Genomic DNA, 20,102 nt, shown 5'->3' with positions numbered 1-20,102 from the left:
TCATGGGAAGCCTGATGATATGCCGAATTGCTCATCCATGGGGTTTCAAAAATCTCTTCACACACTGAAAAATTGAGGAAAGTTCGCGTATTGGAGGAGTGTTAGCTATAAGGGTTTCAGTATATAAACCGCTTTTGGTTCGTAAGTTACACATACGGTAATTTCTAGTAGAGCAGGAATATAGAATGATTGTTGTTACCGGAGGAGCCGGATTTATTGGGTCTAATATCGTTGCGTCTCTTAACGAATCTGGCCAAAATAATATTGTCGTCTGCGATACTCTCGGGTCCGAAGGAAAATGGCAAACCCTTGGGCGACGAATCGTGCAAGACGTCATTCCTCCGGATGAACTGATGTCGTGGCTACAGGGCCGCACAGACATCGAAGCCATTGTTCACATGGGCGCCAATTCATCCACCCTGGCTCAGGATGGGGATGAGGTCATGAAAAGTAATTTTCGGTTCTCCCTGAAGCTGCTTGACTGGTGTACGGAGCATCAAGTCAAGCTTATTTATGCCTCATCGGCTGCGACCTACGGTGATGGCAGCCATGGCTTCGACGATGATATTTCTCTCTCGTATTTGCGTCAGCTGAGGCCTCTCAACCTTTATGGCTGGAGCAAGCATCTCTTCGATCAGGTTATCGCTACCCGTCTTGAGAACGGGGAAAAATTGCCTCCCGTCTGCATCGGACTGAAATTTTTCAATGTCTTTGGACCCAATGAGCAGTTCAAAGGTGGAATGATGAGTCTGGTCTCTAAATATTTTCCCCTCATCCGAAATGGCGAAACCGTAAACCTGTTTAAAAGCTACAAACCTGACTACAAAGATGGAGAGCAGCTTCGTGACTTCGTCTATGTCCTGGATATAACCCGCACTATCGAATGGTTACTGCAACACGCTCAGGGCGTCGCTCTTTACAATCTTGGGAGCGGCGAAGCGCGGAGCTTCCTGGATCTTATGTATGCCATTTTCGATACGCTGGGTCTGGAAAGACGGATCCGTTTTGTTGAAATGCCCGAAACAATGCGTGAGCGTTACCAGTATTATACCAAAGCTGATCAGAAGCGTCTGCGAGCAGCAGGTTATCCTGTGCCGTCCACTTCTTTGGAGACAGCGGTACGTCATTGCATCGAAACGTATCTCAATTCTGAAGACCCTTATCGTTAAGCTGCATTGTCCATTTTTCACTATGGAATTTAGAGTAGGATTGTCTCGCCGTGCATTCAGATGACATATTGCACTCTCATGACTGGCAGTACGGCAATGGCAGTCGTTCTCTATTCGGCATTGCAGAGCGTTGGTCTGATTTGGCCGCCTATCAGGCCTTCAACAAAAAAGTGCCTCTTGAGCGCATCTTGCTGATCAAGGCAGATGCCATAGGTGACTTCATTTTATCGCTTGATGCTATGCTTGCCATGCGTCAGGCATTTCCTAACGCACATCTGACATTAGCTTGCGGACCCTGGAATGTAGAAATTGCACGGGCACTGGATTTCTTTGACGAAATCCATGTCGTAAATTTCTTCGAATCCCGTGCAGACATACCCAGGCCGCCTTTCTCCGTTAAGCTCCTTAATGGCCTCGAAAAGAAATTTTTCGATCTTATCGTGGATGTGCGTATCGATATCGATACACGGGTCATGTTTCCTCATCTTCAGGCAACTTATAAATGTGGCTTTGATTCAGGCTCGCATAAGTTAAATCAGATGATGACCATGTGGCTCCCACATGCCATGCCTCCAGGAACAGACATGAACCTGGGCATGCATCAGACCCTTCTGATGAAAAGACTGGCTGACAGTGTTATCGGCCTGTTCCGGACCTCTCCAGATATCGGTCGACTCTTGAGGGAACGCCTTGCGCAACCTGCTGCTGTCGATTTGGGATTTGCTCAGGGGCGCATCGTTGTCGCTATAAATACTTCGTCCGGGCGTTTGGTAAAAAACTGGCCTCTGAGTCGTTATCAGTCTTTGATTTCATGGCTCTGCAACAAAATGAAAGTAGCGGTTTTTCTTTTGGGAGGGCCGGATCAGAAAGAAGATTCGGATTATCTTCTGGAAACCTGCCGAACACCTTTTCTTGCGTCGTTTATTGGTCAAACGACTTTAAGAGAATCTATGGATCTGCTGACTCGCGCTGACTTATATATCGGCAATGACACGGGCCTGACCCATATGGCGGCGAGGATGGGAGTCTCATCGGTCAGTATTTTTTCCGGCATTGATCCTACCGCTATGTGGGCACCTGTCGGGGAAGACGTTACCGTTCTGCGCGTTCCCACACCCTGTTCAAGTTGCCATATTTTGCAGCTGAAAGACTGTAACCACAATCATAGCTGTATTCTCGATATCACTCAGGAAGATGTGCGGGCGGCTGTTAGAAACAAGATTATCGCGGCCCATCGACGCCGCATGACGACCGGCGTAATAGGGGCATAAGGATTTCACATGTTTCAGATGGCAAAAAATATTCGCAGTTTTCCACGCGATGTTTTCAGCGTTCTTAAAATTATTCTTGATAGACTGGATATACTCTCAAACAGAGTGGATGTTCTTGAGAGAAAGAAAATCATCATACCGCAGTCTCTTATCCGTGAAATGACTTCGGGTATGTCTTCCGTAAACGAGTTCTGTGATGAAACAACTCAGTTTCTGATCGAGCAGCATCGCGATATCACCAATTTGCTGAATACCCAGAAAAAGCTGTTGGAGCAAAGCACCAATACAGAAGCTCTGGCCAGAATCATTGTACCTGCAATGGAGCAGAGTATCCCATCCATCGTTCAGGAACAGATCGACAGGTTAGCGCGCCTTTCTGAAACTCAAAATCAGAAGCTGGAGGTTTTGGAAAGTCTGGCGCGCGCCCAAGAAACAGTCTTTCCAAGCTGGAACGCGACGCCTGAAGGGGCGGAGGAAATACGCCATATTCTCCGCTTTCTTGCCCCAAGGAGAGCAAAAGACGTCGAAAAATGCCGTGTTGGACGTGATTACGATGGCGGGTATGTCATGCTTGACAGTTTTCCATCGGGAAGCGTGGCAATTTCCCTGGGCATCAATGATGATGTTTCCTGGGACCTCGCTGTTGCAGAACGCGGTTGTGAGGTCTTTCAGTACGACCATACTATTAGCGCATTACCGCAGTCGCATGAACGTTTTCATTTCTACTCCCAGCGTATTACAGCCCACGAAGAAGAGGAGGGGCGTCTCCTTCGGGATGTAATTTCGGATAACGCTATTCCTCAAAATGTCCCGATCATTCTGAAAATGGATATCGAGGGAGATGAATGGTCGGTTTTTGATACAACCTCCTTGGATATCCTTGAACGGTTCACTCAGATTGTTGTGGAATTCCATCATTGCGAGCGCCTTGCAGAGCCAGAATTCCGTGCGCGAGCAGAAAGGGTTTTTAAGAAGCTGGCAGAGAAATTCTTTGTTTTTCACGTCCACGGGAACAACTGCGGCAATCTCGTAAATGTGCAGAATATTATTCTGCCGGAATCTCTTGAGATCAGTTTTGCCCGAAAAGACCTTTATTCATCCGAAGAGACTGATGAACTTTTCCCGCAGGTACTCGACATGCCCAATCAGGAAGGGCGTGCAGACTTCTATCTTGGCTGTTTTAGATTCTGACGGGAAATTGTATCCATGACATGTCGCATAGGTTTTTTAGGGAACTGTCAGGTACAATCCTACAGTGCTTTAACGCCCCTTATGGTCGCCGGAGCTGAAGTTGTAGCGCTGGATTATTCACGGCCCGAAACCCGTGAAGAGACTGTTCGTGAGCGGTTTGTTGAGCAGTTGGAAGACTGCGATTATATTTTTACCCAAACAGCGTCCTTTTCGATCACAAACGAAACAGCTCTGCGTGAACGTTTTGGTTCTAAAGTCAAAACAATTGCAAACTTCTATTTTCGAGGGCTTTTTCCCGATAGCTGTATGATAGGCAGCTTTGGAAATCGCTTGGATAAACCTACGGCTATTAACAGCATTGTTATTCTGGATGCCTTCCTACGGGGAGAAAGCGAAGAAAATGCTGCCCATTGTTTTAACAGGGAAAACTATAGTCGGCTTGGTCTCCTGCAGGCATGGGAAAACAGTATGGCGGAAATGTTTCGCCGCGAAGGGAGCAATAGCGTCGATGTTCCAGGCGCTGCCCTCATGGAACAGGCCTGTTTGCGCTATCCCGCGTTCATCACAATGAATCACCCTTCTCTTGCCTTGATGTCAGAATATCTTGAGAAGGTTTTTCTGCATTCTGGTGTGATCTACAGAAGTATCAACCCTGTTATTATCGAAGATCCTCTGGAAGAGCATGATACAACACCGATCGATAATCTGGTTGCTGAAATGCGAAACCTCCCTTATCGGGGGTCGGGCTATTGGCGCATCAATTCGTTGGGGCGTAGATTTATAAATCGTGCTGAATTGATTTCGCAGTTCTATGATACGTATAAAAATACACCACGTAGAGATCTTGTTGTTCACTCCCCAAGCGATTTAACCCAATATTATTCTAACGAAAGTAATCTACGTTTTCTGGTAGATCCAGATGCGCCTGTTATCCAGCCTCCTATGAGGGCCAGTCTGAAACGTCGGTTTTAATATTTCCATATCTTTGGTCCTGAATTAAAACCTAACCAAGGATATGAAAGCCCTTATCTAGACGCGGCACTCATAGCCAAACCCACTCACTGCGAGATACCAGCGCTCATCGCCGCGATAAGAATTCTCCACTGATCGGGCTTGGTAAACTCTATTATGGAAACGATGATGAGGTCTGATCATACACAAAACGAGGACGTTGGTTTGCCTGGAGATGTTCCAACCCTGAATGCAACACATGAGGGTCAGCAGCATGAATCCTCTATAAGGTGCGATAATCCGCAGGACAGCGTGCCGAATGAGGAAAAACAGTTTGAATGTCCTTGTTGCGTGAACCCTTGGTTTCGCTGACTGATAATCGCTCACATCAGCAGACATTCTGCGCAGAAAAACACATGAATGTTTTTCCGTTTGACAGGTTTTGGTCTGTCGGAAATCCATAACTTCAGACAGACCGGATACCTCATCAGTCCAGCCGAATGGAGGGACGGACAAACCCTTCCACCCAGTCGGAGAAAAAGGAAATCAAACCGCGATAGTATCCAAACAATTCGATTTGATGCTGTCGATACAACATAATATGCCCCAGTCTTGCCGACAGGCCGTGAGAAAAGCCACCACCCCAGACAGTCCCACCCGGTAAAGCCGCCCAGCCGTTGTATTTACCCAACGCCACGATCGCCCCTTTGTTGTGGAAGATGCATCCTGGCACGTCCCGCCCATGCTCGATCCAGGCCGGCAGATGTCGCCCCAGATGATTGGCCTGCTGGCGCGCAACCTGTGCTGTCGCTGGTAATGGATCGTCTTCGATAAACGAGCAGTCTCCCACGGCAAAGATATTCGGATCATCTTTCGATGAAAGATTGTCATGAACCAGAATCTGCCCGGACCGGTTTAGTGGCAGGCCGCCATAAGTCTGCGTGACTTGGGGGGCTTTCACGCCAGCAGCCCAGACACGAAGCTTGGCCGGAACATGTGTGCCATCCTTGAGAATGAAACCGTCCGCATCCGCGCGGGCAACACGGGCACCAGTTCTGACCGTGACGCCAATCCGCTCCAGTTCATTTTTGGCCGCTTCGGAAACTGATTCAGGGAAGGCGGGTAAAATACGCGCCCCGGACTGCAGGAGCGTGACATGCAGCTTGGGGGGGGTACGGCCGAAAGCATGCAGGCTGTAGGGATCTACAATATCAAGTGCTTTGTGCAGTTCCGCCGCAAGCTGCGTCCCTGTTGCCCCTCCGCCAACGATCGCGATATCCAGTTCCGAGGTGTTGGCGAATGCTTTGAGTAACTCCATGCGGAATTTTTCATTGAAGTGGTTGGCATCGACCAGATTATCGATCGGCAGACAATGTTCCTTTACACCTGGTGTACCAAAATCATTGGCGCAACTACCAATCGCCAGCACCATGGCATCATAGCGCAGGGTACGACTATCCAGTACGAGCGTGCCATCAGACGCATAAAATGGGCTGAGAACAACTTCCTTCTTGCACCGGTCAACCGAGACAACCTCTCCGGGCCAGAATTCAAAATGATACCGGCTGGCCTGCGTGATAAAACTGACACGGTCGTTTTCGTTTAAAACCGTTCCTGCTGCAAAACAGTGCAGCATCGGTTTCCAGACATGGGAAAAACTTTTGTCGATAAGGGTAATCCGGGCTTTGCCACGCTTACCGAGGGACTTTCCCAACTGGGTTGCCAGAGAAAGTCCGGCCACACCTCCGCCAACAATCAGAATTTCAGGACGAGACGTCATTGGTTTACAAGCCTCTGTTTGCACGGCTCCTGTCAGAAAAACCATATTTGTCTGAATCAAACAGGGTTTTCTGACACACTGAAAGCTCCGGATGACGAAGTGTTATCCGCTGGCTTCAAGATTCATGCGTTTTTCTTGAGAAAGGTCCGTCAGCCAACTCCCGGCGTCATGCGTGATCAGACGCCGAGGTCAGAAGGCAATGGGAATAATTCCATTACCCTTTTTTCATTACAGCGGAGCGTCAATATCAACGATGTTGATCAGCTTGTGATTGACGAACTCCTTGATGCCCAGACCAATCAGTTCACGACCGAAGCCGGAATTCTTGATCCCCCCGAATGGCAGGTCTGCCTTGGGAATGAGCGGATGATTGACGAACACCATGCCCGTGCGGATGCGAGATGCCACACGGGCGCCACGGGTTTCATCCTTCGTGAAAACGGCACCACCCAGCCCATAGGGGGAGTCATTTGCGATGCGCACCGCATCATCTTCATCCTTGGCACGATAAAGCTGCGTTACCGGCCCGAAAAATTCCCAGTGCCGGGCGGCGTTGTTGCTGTCCAGTCCCGTCATCAGGAGCGGCTGGAAGAAAGAACCCTTTTCGGGCACGGGTGCCCCAATGACCTCAACCTTCGCACCATGTTCCTTGGCCTCTTTAACCTGGCGTTCCAGATCTTCCTTCGCGCCCTGGGAGCAGACGGGTGCCAAGGTTGTTGCCGGGTCCATCGGGTCGCCAGCCTTCAGTTCGGCAACACCCTTCTTATATAATTCCAGGAAACGATCATAAATGGCATCAGCCACAATAAGACGCTTGGCGGAAACGCAGACCTGACCGGCATTCCAGTGGCGTCCAATCACCGCAAACTTTGCTGCCTTTTCAACGTCTGCATCTTCCAGAACGATGAAAGCATCTGCCCCACCCAGTTCCATCATGGATTTCTTGAGCGCCTTGCCTGCCGTGGCGGCGATGATGGTACCGGCCCCTTCGGAGCCCGTCAGCGCAACACCGACAACACGAGGATCACTCAGGATCATCTCGGTATGATGACGGGCCGTGTAGAGATTACGGAAAAGTCCCGCTGGAAGACCTGCCTCCTTCATCAGTTCTTCGCAGATGGCAGCGCATTGCGGCAGGTTCGACGCATGCTTCAGAATGACCGCATTACCAGCAGACAGCTGCGGCGCAATGATGCGGACAACCTGATAAAATGGGAAATTCCACGGCTCGATCGCAAGAACAATTCCAAGCGGCTCATGCACCAGAACAGCCTTGCCTTCGGCAGGATCGGCAACTGGCAGAGATTCCGGTTTCAGCAACTCTTCGGCATATTGGGCGTAATATTCGAAGATTTCGGCGGAAAGAATGACCTCTTTCTTCGATTCCGAGAAAAGCTTGCCCATTTCCAGTGTTCCGAGACGGGCATATTTATCGACGTCACGACGCAGAATGTCAGCTGCAGCCTTCATGATTCGTGCGCGTTCGGCAAATGACGTCTCACGCCATTTTTCGTAGGCAGCATTGGCCTGCGTCAGAGCAGTCTGAACCTCCGCATCTGTTGCATTCGGGAAAGTTGCCAGCACTTCGCCGGTAAAAGGATTGGTACTTGCGTAAGCCATTCTTACCTCGTGTTGCATATGTGGAAAAAGTGACGCTGAGCAGAGCAGGCCACCGTCATACAGATGACCATCAAGTTCCAACCGATCCGGATACGAAACATATGGCTCTCTGCTGAACGGGCAGAGCACGGCATCAAGAAAACTCCCTTCTCAGGCGGTCTTTCCCACAAAATTAGACCGGTCGACTATTATTAGACCGGTCGTCTACAGAATCGAGCCAACAGGAGGCAGGGCCTCGCTGCTGGCTTCAGGTATGATCGAGAAAGCTCTTCGTCGCTACCCATGCATTATCAAATGGATGTGAGTCCCTCGTGATTTTGACCATCAGGGTTGCGCCAAGCCATTGCTGATAAAGTGCTTGTGCGAGGATATAGGAATTCATGGCGGACTGGATGGACCCATCCTCCTGGCCTGCCCGAATGATCGCCGTAATGCGCTCGACAGCCTGTTCCGTTCCTTTTTTGAGGATATGCCGCATGCGCTCGGAAAGATCGGAAACCTCGGCTCCCAGCTTAACGATCAGACATTTGTCGCCTGTTTTTCCATCGACGTGTGTTTCCCACCAGAACTGGCAGTAGGCGAGAATTTTTTCCCGGCCATTTTTCTGGGAGGCACCGAACATGACGTCCATCTTGGCCAGATAATCCGAGATATAAAGATGGAGAAGCTCTTCGCCAAACGCCTCTTTGGACTCGAAATAATGATAAAAAGAGCCTTTTGGAATCCCGGCGATCTCAATGATCTGAGAAATACCAACCGCCGAAAAACCCTGACTTCCGATCAGGGGGCGGGCCGCATCCACAATGGTGCGTCTGGCAAGCATCTGTTTGGTTGAAACGGTCATCTGTCATTCATGCGTCTGGTCGTCGGACGGGTCAATATCTTCTACGGGGTTTCGGGAAGACAGAATAATTTCAGCCGAAATCTGGCCTGATATCGGCAGACAGCCCGCCCCCCAAAAAATCATACTGAACCAACTGACCACACGACAGAGAGGGTATATTTTATAATTACTTACATACGAGGCGGCATATGGTTTCAATATTAAAATAAATTCTCTCTTCAAGCGCTTCTGGCGCTGTAAAGTCGCGTTCAAATATGACCGATCCGGTAAATCTGTTGGTAAAATAATAGTAATTTATTGAGGCAATGGTGATGTTTAACTGTGCTGCGTCAATGCCGTCACGGAAAACATTTTCCCGAACCCCCCGATCCAGAAGCGTTTGGATACGGCGAACGAATTTCTGGCTGATCGTTTTCAAGGTAGCCGAATTTTTGATATGGGCGGCCTTGCAAAGGTTTTCACTGTTCACGAGCGTGATGAACTCGGGATTTGCAATGTAATATTCCCATGTGAAGCGGACGAGCGTCTCAAGAGCGGTTCTTGGAGGGAGGTTCTCCAGATCCAGCAAATTCTCTTCAGCGCGGATTTTGAGATATTCCCGTTCCAGTACCGTTCTGAAGAGACCGTCCTTACTTTCGAAATAATGGTAGAGCATTCTCTTATTGGCTTTGGCATCCAGGGCGATGGCATCGACCCGTGCGCCTTCAAGACCATTCTTTGAAAATTCCTTTTTGGCGGCTTCGAGAATGCGCAATTTTGTGGCGTCCGCGTCCCTGACACGTTTTTTCGTCGCCTGGGACAATCTGCTTTTCTCAAGGGGCATCAGGGCCTGTTCCGCACTCAATATGGACGTTCTTTTTGAGGGAATCTGTCCCAAAAGAAAAGTAGCGCCTAAAATCACATATAAAATGAATAAAAATATCAACGTAACGTGATTTCATGGTGGTACACCCCTGAGATATGTGTAAGTAACTAAACGGTGCGTTATGCGTTGGGAAGTTGGAGCCTGAGCGTCTCCGGTCAAATGAAAGCGAGGAGCATCCGAGAACGGAAATTATACGTTTCGATATTTCCCGGATCATCCACTTCAGAACAGTAAAAACCGGGCTGCACCTTGGAAAAAGGAATGACAGCTCCAAAGTCGGCAGGAATAAGTCTCATGAATGTTGTTGCAAAGAATATTTCTTTACCGTCAAAGCCTCGTACATTCGGATTCTTTGTTGATGGAGAATGGCGCGCAGGTAAGGAATTCTTCGACCGCTCTTCGCCCGCACATAATGTTCCCGTTACCCGCATTCCACGATGCACGCGTGAAGATCTTGATGATGCTGTGGCCGCTGCACGTCACGCCTTCGAAAATGGAAGCTGGTCGGGGCTTCCATCTTCGGAGCGCGCTGCGGTTCTTCTGAAGGTTGCGGGCCTGCTGCGTGAGCGCCGGGATGACATTGCTTATTGGGAAGTTCTTGAAAACGGAAAACCCATTAGCCAGGCCAAGGGTGAGATCGACCATTGTATCGCCTGTTTTGAAATGGCCGCGGGTGCTGCGCGTCTGCTGCATGGCGATACGTTCAACAATCTGGGTGAGGGACTGTTCGGCATGGTCCTGCGTGAGCCCATCGGTGTTGTCGGGCTAATCACGCCGTGGAACTTTCCGTTCATGATCCTGTGTGAGCGCGCACCGTTTATTCTCGCGTCCGGCTGCACTCTTGTCGTCAAGCCCGCCGAGGTGACCAGTGCCACGACGCTGCTTCTGGCAGAGGTTCTTGCGGATGCGGGCCTGCCAAAGGGTGTGTTTAATGTGGTGACAGGAACAGGACGCACGGTTGGTCAGGCCATGACCGAGCATCAGGATATCGACATGCTGTCCTTCACTGGTTCCACGGGGGTTGGCAAGTCCTGCATCCATGCGGCGGCCGACAGTAACCTCAAGAAACTCGGCCTCGAACTAGGCGGCAAAAACCCCATTGTGGTGTTTGCTGACAGTGACCTCGAAGACGCGGCTGACGCGGTGGCATTCGGGATCAGCTTCAACACCGGGCAGTGCTGCGTTTCTTCAAGCCGTCTGATTGTTGAGCGGTCCATCGCTGAGAAGTTCGAACGTCTGGTTGTGGCAAAAATGGAAAAGATCCGCGTTGGTGACCCGTTTGATCCCGAAACGCAGATCGGCGCCATCACGACGGAAGCTCAGAACAAAACCATTCTGGACTATATCGCGAAAGGCAAGGCAGAGGGCGCCAAACTGCTTTGCGGTGGCGGGGCCGTAGATTTCGGCAAGGGGCAGTATATTCAGCCCACGCTGTTTACGGATGTGAAGCCGTCCATGGGCATCGCGCGTGACGAAATCTTCGGCCCGGTTCTGGCATCCTTCCATTTCGATACCGTCGATGAGGCGATTGCGATTGCCAACGACACGGTCTACGGCCTCGCCGCATCGGTCTGGAGCAAGGATATCAACAAGGCACTGGCCGTAACCCGTCGCGTGCGTGCGGGCCGTTTCTGGGTCAATACCATCATGAGCGGTGGTCCGGAAACGCCTCTGGGTGGTTTCAAGCAGTCTGGATGGGGGCGTGAATCTGGCCTGTATGGCGTCGAGGAATACACGCAGATCAAGTCTGTCCATATCGAGACGGGCAAACGTTCGCACTGGATTTCATGATGACGCGCGGCTTTGATTACATCGTTGTCGGTGGCGGTTCGGCTGGCTGTGTTCTCGCAGCCCGCCTTTCCGAAAATCCGTCCGTCCGTGTCTGCCTCATTGAGGCGGGGCGGCGGGATACGCATCCACTGATCCACATGCCGGTCGGCTTCGCGAAAATGACCACGGGCCCGCACACCTGGGACCTTCTGACGGAACCGCAAAAGAACGCGAACAACCGTCAGATCCCTTATGTGCAGGGACGGGTTCTGGGCGGTGGTTCGTCCATCAACGCGGAAGTTTTCACGCGCGGTCATCCGTCCGATTTCGACCGTTGGGCTGCGGAAGGCGCAGATGGCTGGAGCTTTCGGGACATCCAGAAATACTTCATCCGTTCCGAAGGAAACGCAATTTTTGCAGGGGACTGGCACGGCACGAACGGACCGCTGGGCGTTTCCAATCTCGCAGATCCAAACCCGACCAGCCGCGCGTTCGTGCAGAGCTGTCAGGAAATGGGGCTGCCTTACAATCCTGACTTCAATGGTGCGTCACAGGCAGGGGCTGGCATCTACCAGATGACCATCCGGAACAACCGGCGCTGTTCCACGGCCGTGGGGTATCTGCGTCCGGCTCTGGGGCGCAAAAACCTGACGGTTGTAACGCGGGCACTGGTTCTGAAGATCGTGTTCGACGGCACACGCGCCAAGGGTGTGCAGTACATTGCCAACGGCACCCTTGAAACAGCCGAGGCCACGCAGGAAATCGTTGTGACCGCGGGTGCCATAGGCACGCCGAAGCTGATGATGTTGTCAGGCGTCGGCCCTGCCGCACATCTGCGGGACAAAGGAATTTCGGTCGTGCAGGATCTGCCGGGCGTGGGCGAGAACCTACAGGACCATTTCGGCGTGGATATCGTGGCGGAACTCAAAACGGATGAGAGCTTCGACAAATACCGCAAACTGCACTGGATGCTCTGGGCAGGTCTTGAATACACGATGTTCAACTCCGGCCCTGTTGCGTCCAACGTGGTTGAAGGGGGGGCCTTCTGGTATTCGAACCCGTCTTCGGATGTGCCTGATTTGCAGTTCCATTTTCTCGCCGGTGCCGGGGCAGAAGCCGGAGTGACGTCCGTTCCCAAAGGAACGTCCGGTATTACGCTCAACAGCTATGTGCTGCGGCCGAAGTCGCGCGGAACTGTCCGGCTTCGCTCGGCGGACCCGAGGCTTAACCCACTGGTCGATCCCAATTTTCTGGGCGATCCCGCCGATCTGGAAACCTCTGCGGAAGGCGTTCGGCTGAGTTATGAGATGTTCTCCCAGCCCTCCTTGCAGAAGCACATCAGAAAAACCTGCTTCTTTAGCGGTAAACAGCCGACGATGCAGATGTATCGTGACTATGCGCGGGAACATGGCCGGACGTCCTATCACCCGACATGCACCTGCAAGATGGGGCGGGATGAGATGTCCGTCGTCGATCCGCGCCTGAAGGTTCATGGTCTTGAGGGCATCAGGATCTGCGACAGTTCGGTCATGCCCTCGCTGCTGGGGTCAAATACGAATGCCGCAACGATCATGATCGGGGAGCGCGCGGCAGATTTCATTCAGGGGAATGCCTGAACCGGGATCTGCCCGCACCTTCTGAAACTACGGGATAACGGAGAAGCCGCGCAGTCATGCCGGACTCTTTCGTTGAAATTTATAGTAACCAACTGGTTAGATACTAAGGTATTGGAACATGACGAAAGTCAGGACAGCGACCGAGGCCGTGAGCCTCATCAGGGACGGAGCCATGGTTGCCGTCAATTCGTCCTCGGGACTTTTGTGTCCCGATGCGGTTCTCGAAGCCCTTGGACAACGTTTCGAAGCCACCAAATCCCCCGCGAAACTGACGACCGTCCATCCAATTGCCGCAGGAGACATGTTCGGGACCAGGGGCGTGGACCATCTCGCCCGTCCCGGCATGATCACGAAAATCATTGGCGGCTCCTATCCCTCGGGCCCAAGCAATGCCGAACCGCCGCTGATCTGGCAGCGGATTCAGGCAGAGGATCTGGCCGCCTATAATGTGCCGTCCGGTATTGTGTTTGACATGTTGCGGGAGGGTGCGGCGAAGCGCCCCGGCGTGCTGACCAAGGTCGGCCTCGATACCTTCGCGGACCCCAAGCGCGACGGCTGCGCGATGAACGAGACGGCCCGTCAGAACCCGCTGGTCCGTCACATGGATTTCGAGGGCGAAGACTGGCTCTATTTCCCGGCACTTCGTCCGGACGTGGCGATCATCCGGGCGTCGACGGCGGATGAGAACGGCAATCTGACATTCGAGCAGGAAGGCGCCACGCTGGGTGCCATGGAAATGGCCCTGGCGGCGCATAACAATGGCGGTCTGGTGATCGCGCAGGTCCGCCGTGTCGCTGCGCAGGGCACGCTCAAGCCGCATGACGTCAAGGTTCCGGGTATTCTGGTGGACGTGATCGTCGAAGCGCCGGAGCAGCTTCAGACAACCGCAACAGCCTATGATCCTGCCATTTCAGGCGAGATTTTCCGTCCGTTGTCCACGTTCGAAATTCCGAATTTCGGACCATCCAAAGTCATGGCCCGTCGTGTGGCGCAGGAACTGAAACAGGATTGGGCGGTCAATATCGGTTTTGGTATTTCCGCCAATGTTCCGCGTATCCTTCTGGAAGAAGGGCGGCATGGCGCGGTGACGTGGGTGATCGAACAGGGGGCCGTAGGCGGCATCCCCCTGCTGGACTTCAAGTTCGGCTGCGCCAGCAATGCCGAAGCCTTCGTCGCCTCACCCCATCAGTTCTCCTATTTTCAGGCGGGTGGCTTCGACTGTTCCCTGCTGTCCTTCCTTGAAATCGGACAGAATGGTTCGGTGAATGTCAGCCGTCTGGCGGCCACACCGCATCGCACGGCCGGAGCTGGCGGCTTCGTTGACATCACGGCGCGCGCCAAACGGATCATTTTCTCGGGCAATTTCAATGCCGGGGCAAAGATGCATATCGAAGACGGACGTCTGGTGATCGACAGGGAAGGCAAGATCGCGAAAATCGTGCCGGAAGTGTCTCAGGTCAGTTTCTCCGGTCGCCGTGCCGCCGAGACCGGACAGGAGATCACTTATGTGACGGAGCGTTGCGTCCTGAGGCTGCTCGATGGCAAGCTGACGGTCACTGAAATCGCGCCGGGGATCGACTTGCAGCGGGACATTCTGGGTCAGGCGACGGCTCATCTCGAGGTTTCGCCAGATCTGAAATACATGAATGCGGCCCTGTTCCGGGATGAACCCATGGGTTTGACCCTGTGACCGTCCTCCCTCGCGCCAGCCAGCCAGACAGGAACTGACCATGATGCTTCAGGACCGTATGTTTCTGACAGAACTCTTCGACGCTGCCGTTGCCGCGGCAGAGCCGGAGCAGATCCTGGCAGCGCATCTTCCCGCCCCCCCCAAGGGCCGGACGGTTGTCGTCGGCGCAGGAAAAGGCGCGGCCCAATTGGCAGCGGCTTTCGAGCGCGTCTGGAAAGGACCACTCAGCGGGGCCGTGGTCACGCGTTATGGCAATGTCTGCCCAACGCAGTTCATCAAGGTTCTGGAGGCCTCGCATCCGGTACCGGACGAAGCGGGTCTGAAGGCCACGGAGGTGCTTTTCGAAACGGTGAAGGGACTGGGGCCGGATGATCTCGTCGTGGCGCTCATCTGTGGGGGCGGTTCTGCTCTTCTGCCGTCGCCGCCGCCGGGCATGACACTTGCGGACGAGGCCGAACTCAACCGTGTCCTGCTCGCATCCGGTGCGCCGATTTCAGTCATGAACAGTATCCGCAAGCAGGTGTCGGGCATCAAGGGCGGCCGTCTTGCGGCCGCTGCGGCTCCGGCAAAGGTTGTGTCTCTGGTCGTGTCGGATGTCCCTTTCGACGATCCGGCGCAGGTGGCCTCAGGCCCTACGGTTCCGGATCTGGGCACACGCGAGGAGGCCCGTATTCTGGCAAAGACGTGGAAACTGCGGCTCCCGGCAAAGATCCAGTCCTGGCTGGATGGAGACGAGGGTCGCGCCCCTCTGGCAACCGATCCGGTGTTCAGCGGGAACGAGGTTCGCGTCATCGCCTCGGCGCATCTGTCTCTGGAAGCGGCGGCCGACAAGGTGCGGCAGGCAGGGATCTACCCTGTGATCCTGTCCGATGCGATCGAGGGTGAAGCCCGGGATGTCGGCAAGGTTCATGCTGCACTGGTGCGGGAAATCATCCTCAGGAAGCGCCCTTTCCGCCGACCGGTCGTGATCCTGTCAGGCGGCGAAACCACGGTGACGATCCGCGGAAAAGGGCGGGGCGGGCGCAATACCGAATTCCTTCTGGCTTTTGCGCTGGCGGCGGAGGGCCTGCCGTTTGCGGCTCTCGCGGCGGATACCGATGGTATTGACGGTTCGGAAGACAATGCCGGGGCCTTCGCTGATGGTGTCAGCATGGAGCGCCTGAGGGAGAGGGGGTTCAACCCTATGGATCTTCTGATGGAGAACGACGCCTATACCGCGTTCGAGGCGCTGGGAGACCTGTTTGTTCCGGGTCCAACCGGCACAAACGTCAATGATTTCCGGGCCGTTCTGGTTCGCTAGGACCGGCCCGAAAAGCTTCAATAATGATTGATCGGTGCGTGTGGCGAAAGCCGTAGTCTTTAACAGTTTTCAATAGTAACCATCTAGTTAGTTACCCATGTGGAGTCGGCAATGTTTCTGAACGAAATGCAGGAAGAAGTCCGCGAAACGACACGGTCTTTCGTGGATAACGTCATCCGTCCCGCCGCCGAGGCGCTGGACCGTGAGGAGCGCTTCCCGGCGGAAATTTACGAGGAAATGGGCAAGCTGGGCCTGTTCGGCATCGCGGTGCCCGAGGAACTGGGCGGACCGGGCTTCGACACGCTGACTTACGCGGTCGTGATGGAAGAACTGTCCCGTGGTTACGCCAGCGTGGCGGATCAGTGCGGTCTGGTGGAACTGATCTCCACGCTTCTGGTGCGTCACGGAACGCCGGAGCAGCAGAAAATGCTGCCCGATATCCTCTCCCTGAAACGCAAGGTCGCCTACTGCATCACGGAACCCGAGGCCGGGACGGATGTCTCCGGTATCCGCACGACGGCCGTGCGTGACGGTGACGGCTGGGTCCTTAATGGCGGCAAGATCTGGATCCACAACGCGCCGGTCGCCGATACGGGCTTTGTTCTGGCTCGCACGGACAAGGACGCGGGCAATCGGGGCATGTCCATTTTCATCGTGGACCTGCATGCCAAGGGCGTTGAGCGCGGTCCCAAGGAACACAAGATGGGCCAGCGCGCGAGCCAGGTCGGCGCACTCGACTTCTCGGACGTGCGCCTCGGAAGCGACGCGCTGCTGGGCGAGATGAACCGTGGCTTCCATATGATGATGAGCGTGCTCGACAAGGGGCGCGTCGGTATCGCGGCTCTGGCGGTCGGCATCGCGCAGGCTGGTCTCGAAGCGGCTGTCGATTACGCTGGCACCCGCAAGCAGTTCGGCAAGCATATCTCGGAATTTCAGGGCGTGCAGTGGCTGCTGGCCGACATGGCCAAGGACATCGAGGCCGCGCGGCTTCTGGTTCACTCCGCTGCGACGAAGATCGATCGCGGACAGGACGCCACGCGCTCCTGCTCCATGGCCAAGTGCTTTGCCGGAGACATGGCGGTGGCGCGTACCGCCGATGCCGTCCAGGTCTTCGGTGGTTCGGGCTATATCCGTGGCTTCGAGGTCGAGCGTCTGTACCGCGATGCCAAGATCACCCAAATCTATGAAGGCACCAACCAGATCCAGCGCATGATCATCGCCCGTGAGCTCCTGCGTAAAGGCGCACGGGCATGAGACAGGTCGCCCTCGTTACCGGTTCCTCACGGGGCATCGGTTTCGCAACGGCACAGGCGCTGGCGAAACGGGGCTTCGCTCTGGCGGTCAACGGACCGTTCGATGACGAGGAACTGCGCTCGGCTGTCAGCCGTCTGTCTGAAACCGGAGCGTCCGTCATGGCGCTCCCGTTCGACATCACGGATCTCGCCGTGCATGCGGAAAAACTGGCGCAGGTCGAAGCAGAACTCGGGCCGCTGACAACGCTCGTCAACAACGCGGGCGTAGGCGTCCTTCAGCGAGGAGACCTGCTGGATGTGAGCGAAGCGAGCTGGGACCGGTGCCTGACGGTGAACACGAAGGCGCTGTTCTTTCTCTCGCAGGCTTTTGCAAAGCTGCTCCTGTCACGGTCGCGTCCCGACGGCGTGTTTCATTCCATCGTGAATGTCACGTCGTCCAACGCCACGGCGGTTGCCGTCCAGCGGTCGGAGTACTGCGCGTCCAAAGCAGCGGCGGCGATGGTGTCCAAGGCTCTGGCCGTGCGGCTGGGTCCGGAAAACATCGCGGTCTATGACGTCCAGCCCGGCCTGATCGCGACAGACATGACCGCCGCCGTGATCGGCCAGTACCGCCAGAGAGCGGAAGACGGTCTGACCCTGCTGCCGCGTATCGGCGAGCCAGAAGACATGGGCGGCATCATCGCAACCCTCGCTTCGGGCGGACTTCCCTACACCACAGGCCAGGTGATTTCGGCTGATGCCGGAATGCTTGTGCCGCGTTTCTGAGAGCGGTCATGAAAATCATTCTTCCCGATGAAACCGGCCGGAAGACGGACTATCACCTGATCGGAACCCCCGCGCCAACAGGCGTGCTGGGGCGCAATCCGGCCCGCATCGTCTATTCGGCGGCGCATGTCGTCGCCAACCCCTATACGGGCAGCGCGCCGTCCGGGCCCGGGGCCATAGACTGGGACGGGACGATGGCGTTTCGCCGTCACCTTGTGGATCTTGGGCTCGGCATCGCCGAAGCGATGGACACGGCCCAGCGTGGCATGGGGCTGGACTGGCCCATGGCGCTGGAACTGATCCGCCGCACGAAAGCCGAACTGCCGGATGCCGATGTCGTCAATGGCTGCGGCACCGACCATCTGGATCCCGCGAGCGTGCGGGATGTGGATGCGGTTATCCGCGCCTATCTGGAACAGGTCGAAGCTATTCAGGCTGTCGGTGGCCGGATTATCCTGATGGCGAGCCGGGCTCTGGTCCGGGTCGCGAAAGGACCGGCGGATTATCTGCGCGTGTATCGCGAAGCACTCTCCGCCTGCGACGAACCGGTCGTCCTGCACTGGCTGGGTGAAGCGTTCGATCCCGCCCTCGCCGGATACTGGGGCACGGACAGCTTCGATGAGGCGCTGCAAACCGTGCTGGAGATGATCGGTCAGAACGTCGCCAAGGTGGACGGCATCAAGATCTCCCTTCTGGACAAGGACAAGGAAATCCGGATGCGCCGTCTGCTTCCGGCAGGCGTGAAGATGTATACCGGGGACGACTTCAATTACCCCGAACTGATCGAAGGCGACGAGCAGGGCTACAGCCATGCGCTTCTGGGCGTGTTCGATCCGCTGGCACCGCTGGCCGCCTATGCGGTGAGCAAACTCGGTGAGGGTGACAAGGCCGCTTTCCGCGCGGCGCTGGACCCCACGGTTCCGCTGGCCCGGGTGATCTTCAAGGCTCCGACTCAGTACTACAAAACGGGCGTCGTGTTCCTGGCCTGGCTGAACGGTTTCCAGGATCATTTCGTCATGCTGGGAGGCGCGCAGGCCATGCGGCCGCTGCCGTATTTTACAGACATCTTCCGGTTGGCGGATGGTTGTGGACTGCTCCGGCATCCGGAACTGGCCGTCCGCCGCATGAAGTCGCTTCTGTCGCTCTATGGAGCCGACTGATGCGCGACTTCACCCACGATCATTCCGCGCTGGCCCTGAACACCGCGACCCTCGGTCACAACGTCCCGGGCGCGGGGGCAGGATGGTCCGCTGAACGGACGATCGATGCCTGCGCCGAGCGTGGCATCGGCGGCATCGTCTTCTGGCGTCCGGAACTTCAGGGCCGGGCTTCGGCCATCGGGCAGCACGCCCGGCAGGCCGGGGTGAAAGTCGTGGGGCTGTGCCGTTCGCCGTTTCTCGTGGGGCCTCTGGCGCCACAGGGGCGGCAGGGGGTCGTGGATGATTTCCGTCGGTCGATCGACGAAACGGCGGAGCTGGGAGGGGAAATCCTGACGATCGTGGTGGGAGGCGTCGAGCCCGGCACCAAGGGCGTCCGGGAGAGCCTCGGCATCGTCACGGATCGCCTGTCCGCGGTGCTGGATTACGCGGCTGACCGGGGGGTGAAGCTGGCGCTGGAGCCATTGCATCCGATGTATGGCGGCGATCGCTCCTGCCTGCCGACTGTCCGCGATGCGCTCGATATCTGCGATGTCCTCAACTCCGAGACGCTCGGGGTGGCGGTCGATGTCTATCACGTCTGGTGGGACACCGACCTGCCGCGTCAGCTCGAACGGGCCGGGACACGCATCATGGGGTTCCATCTGTGTGACTGGCTCGTGCCGACGACGGATTTTCTTCTGGATCGCGGGATGATGGGGGACGGCGTGGCGGATCTGAAAGCCCTGCGCGCAAGTGTGGAGCGCGCGAGTTACGCCGGGTTCTGCGAAGTCGAGATTTTTTCTGCAAACAACTGGTGGAAGCGCGATCCGGCCGAAGTGCTGGATGTGATGATACAGCGCTTCCGCGATATCTGCTGA

General features: G+C 55.0%; 16 protein-coding genes. 12 read left to right on the top strand and 4 right to left on the bottom strand.

Going from position 1 to position 20,102, the window contains the following annotated elements:
• The first annotated feature begins 185 nt into the window (after positions 1 to 185).
• The 4 genes from rfaD to HKD28_RS04935 are packed head-to-tail and all read left to right on the top strand — an operon-like array spanning position 186 to position 4,603.
• Complete coding sequence (gene rfaD / locus HKD28_RS04950) at positions 186 to 1,169, top strand: ADP-glyceromanno-heptose 6-epimerase (protein ID WP_194267323.1); 984 nt, start codon at positions 186 to 188, stop codon at positions 1,167 to 1,169.
• Positions 1,170 to 1,219: 50 nt separating this feature from the next.
• A complete protein-coding gene (locus tag HKD28_RS04945; protein WP_194267321.1) occupies positions 1,220 to 2,440 on the top strand; it encodes a glycosyltransferase family 9 protein in 1,221 nt (406 codons plus the stop codon).
• Between the two features lie 9 nt (positions 2,441 to 2,449).
• The gene (locus tag HKD28_RS04940; RefSeq protein ID WP_194267318.1) at positions 2,450 to 3,631 is read left to right on the top strand and encodes a class I SAM-dependent methyltransferase; all 1,182 of its coding nucleotides are present in this window, start codon (positions 2,450 to 2,452) and stop codon (positions 3,629 to 3,631) included.
• A gap of 15 nt (positions 3,632 to 3,646) precedes the next feature.
• Positions 3,647 to 4,603 carry a WcbI family polysaccharide biosynthesis putative acetyltransferase gene (locus HKD28_RS04935; RefSeq protein ID WP_194267316.1) on the top strand — a complete coding sequence of 319 codons (957 nt, stop codon included), beginning with the start codon at positions 3,647 to 3,649 and terminating at the stop codon, positions 4,601 to 4,603.
• A 466-nt stretch (positions 4,604 to 5,069) separates the two neighbouring features.
• On the opposite strand, the gene HKD28_RS04930 is transcribed toward HKD28_RS04935, so the two are convergent.
• The 4 genes from HKD28_RS04930 to HKD28_RS04915 all read right to left on the bottom strand — a co-directional run bounded on the left by HKD28_RS04930 (position 5,070) and on the right by HKD28_RS04915 (position 9,649).
• Positions 5,070 to 6,362: an NAD(P)/FAD-dependent oxidoreductase gene (locus HKD28_RS04930; protein WP_194267313.1), complete on the bottom strand. Its 1,293-nt coding sequence runs from the start codon at positions 6,360 to 6,362 to the stop codon at positions 5,070 to 5,072.
• A gap of 228 nt (positions 6,363 to 6,590) precedes the next feature.
• Entirely contained in the window at positions 6,591 to 7,982 is a 1,392-nt protein-coding gene (locus HKD28_RS04925; RefSeq protein ID WP_194267311.1) for an NAD-dependent succinate-semialdehyde dehydrogenase, read from the bottom strand.
• 247 nt (positions 7,983 to 8,229) lie between these two features.
• Positions 8,230 to 8,826: a TetR/AcrR family transcriptional regulator gene (locus HKD28_RS04920; protein WP_194267309.1), complete on the bottom strand. Its 597-nt coding sequence runs from the start codon at positions 8,824 to 8,826 to the stop codon at positions 8,230 to 8,232.
• A gap of 166 nt (positions 8,827 to 8,992) precedes the next feature.
• Positions 8,993 to 9,649 (bottom strand): TetR/AcrR family transcriptional regulator, encoded by a 657-nt coding sequence (locus HKD28_RS04915; protein ID WP_194267307.1) that lies wholly within the window; start codon positions 9,647 to 9,649, stop codon positions 8,993 to 8,995.
• A 336-nt stretch (positions 9,650 to 9,985) separates the two neighbouring features.
• Between HKD28_RS04915 and HKD28_RS04910 the strand changes: the two genes are divergently transcribed.
• The 8 genes from HKD28_RS04910 to HKD28_RS04875 all read left to right on the top strand — a co-directional run bounded on the left by HKD28_RS04910 (position 9,986) and on the right by HKD28_RS04875 (position 20,102).
• A complete protein-coding gene (locus HKD28_RS04910) occupies positions 9,986 to 11,482 on the top strand; it encodes an aldehyde dehydrogenase family protein (RefSeq protein ID WP_194267304.1) in 1,497 nt (498 codons plus the stop codon).
• On the top strand, positions 11,482 to 13,077 hold the full coding sequence (locus HKD28_RS04905; RefSeq protein ID WP_194267476.1) for a GMC family oxidoreductase: 1,596 nt from the start codon (positions 11,482 to 11,484) through the stop codon (positions 13,075 to 13,077). The genes HKD28_RS04910 and HKD28_RS04905 overlap by 1 nt, the downstream gene beginning before the upstream one ends.
• 118 nt (positions 13,078 to 13,195) lie before the next feature.
• Complete coding sequence (locus HKD28_RS04900) at positions 13,196 to 14,767, top strand: acyl CoA:acetate/3-ketoacid CoA transferase (RefSeq protein WP_194267302.1); 1,572 nt, start codon at positions 13,196 to 13,198, stop codon at positions 14,765 to 14,767.
• 40 nt (positions 14,768 to 14,807) lie between these two features.
• Complete coding sequence (locus HKD28_RS04895; protein ID WP_194267300.1) at positions 14,808 to 16,067, top strand: glycerate kinase type-2 family protein; 1,260 nt, start codon at positions 14,808 to 14,810, stop codon at positions 16,065 to 16,067.
• 111 nt (positions 16,068 to 16,178) lie between these two features.
• Positions 16,179 to 17,321, top strand: coding sequence for an acyl-CoA dehydrogenase family protein (locus tag HKD28_RS04890; protein ID WP_194267298.1), 1,143 nt, complete (start codon positions 16,179 to 16,181; stop codon positions 17,319 to 17,321).
• On the top strand, positions 17,318 to 18,085 hold the full coding sequence (locus HKD28_RS04885) for a 3-ketoacyl-ACP reductase (protein ID WP_194267297.1): 768 nt from the start codon (positions 17,318 to 17,320) through the stop codon (positions 18,083 to 18,085). Before HKD28_RS04890 ends, HKD28_RS04885 begins: the two co-directional genes overlap by 4 nt.
• An 8-nt stretch (positions 18,086 to 18,093) precedes the next feature.
• The gene (locus tag HKD28_RS04880) at positions 18,094 to 19,245 is read left to right on the top strand and encodes a dihydrodipicolinate synthase family protein (RefSeq protein WP_194267296.1); all 1,152 of its coding nucleotides are present in this window, start codon (positions 18,094 to 18,096) and stop codon (positions 19,243 to 19,245) included.
• Positions 19,245 to 20,102, top strand: a complete 858-nt coding sequence (locus tag HKD28_RS04875) for a sugar phosphate isomerase/epimerase family protein (protein ID WP_194267295.1) — start codon at positions 19,245 to 19,247, stop codon at positions 20,100 to 20,102. Before HKD28_RS04880 ends, HKD28_RS04875 begins: the two co-directional genes overlap by 1 nt.

The sequence above is a fragment of the Gluconobacter cadivus genome (assembly GCF_015244745.1).
In the GTDB taxonomy this organism is placed as follows: domain Bacteria; phylum Pseudomonadota; class Alphaproteobacteria; order Acetobacterales; family Acetobacteraceae; genus Gluconobacter; species Gluconobacter cadivus.
This window is presented reverse-complemented; position numbering and strand designations above follow the sequence as displayed.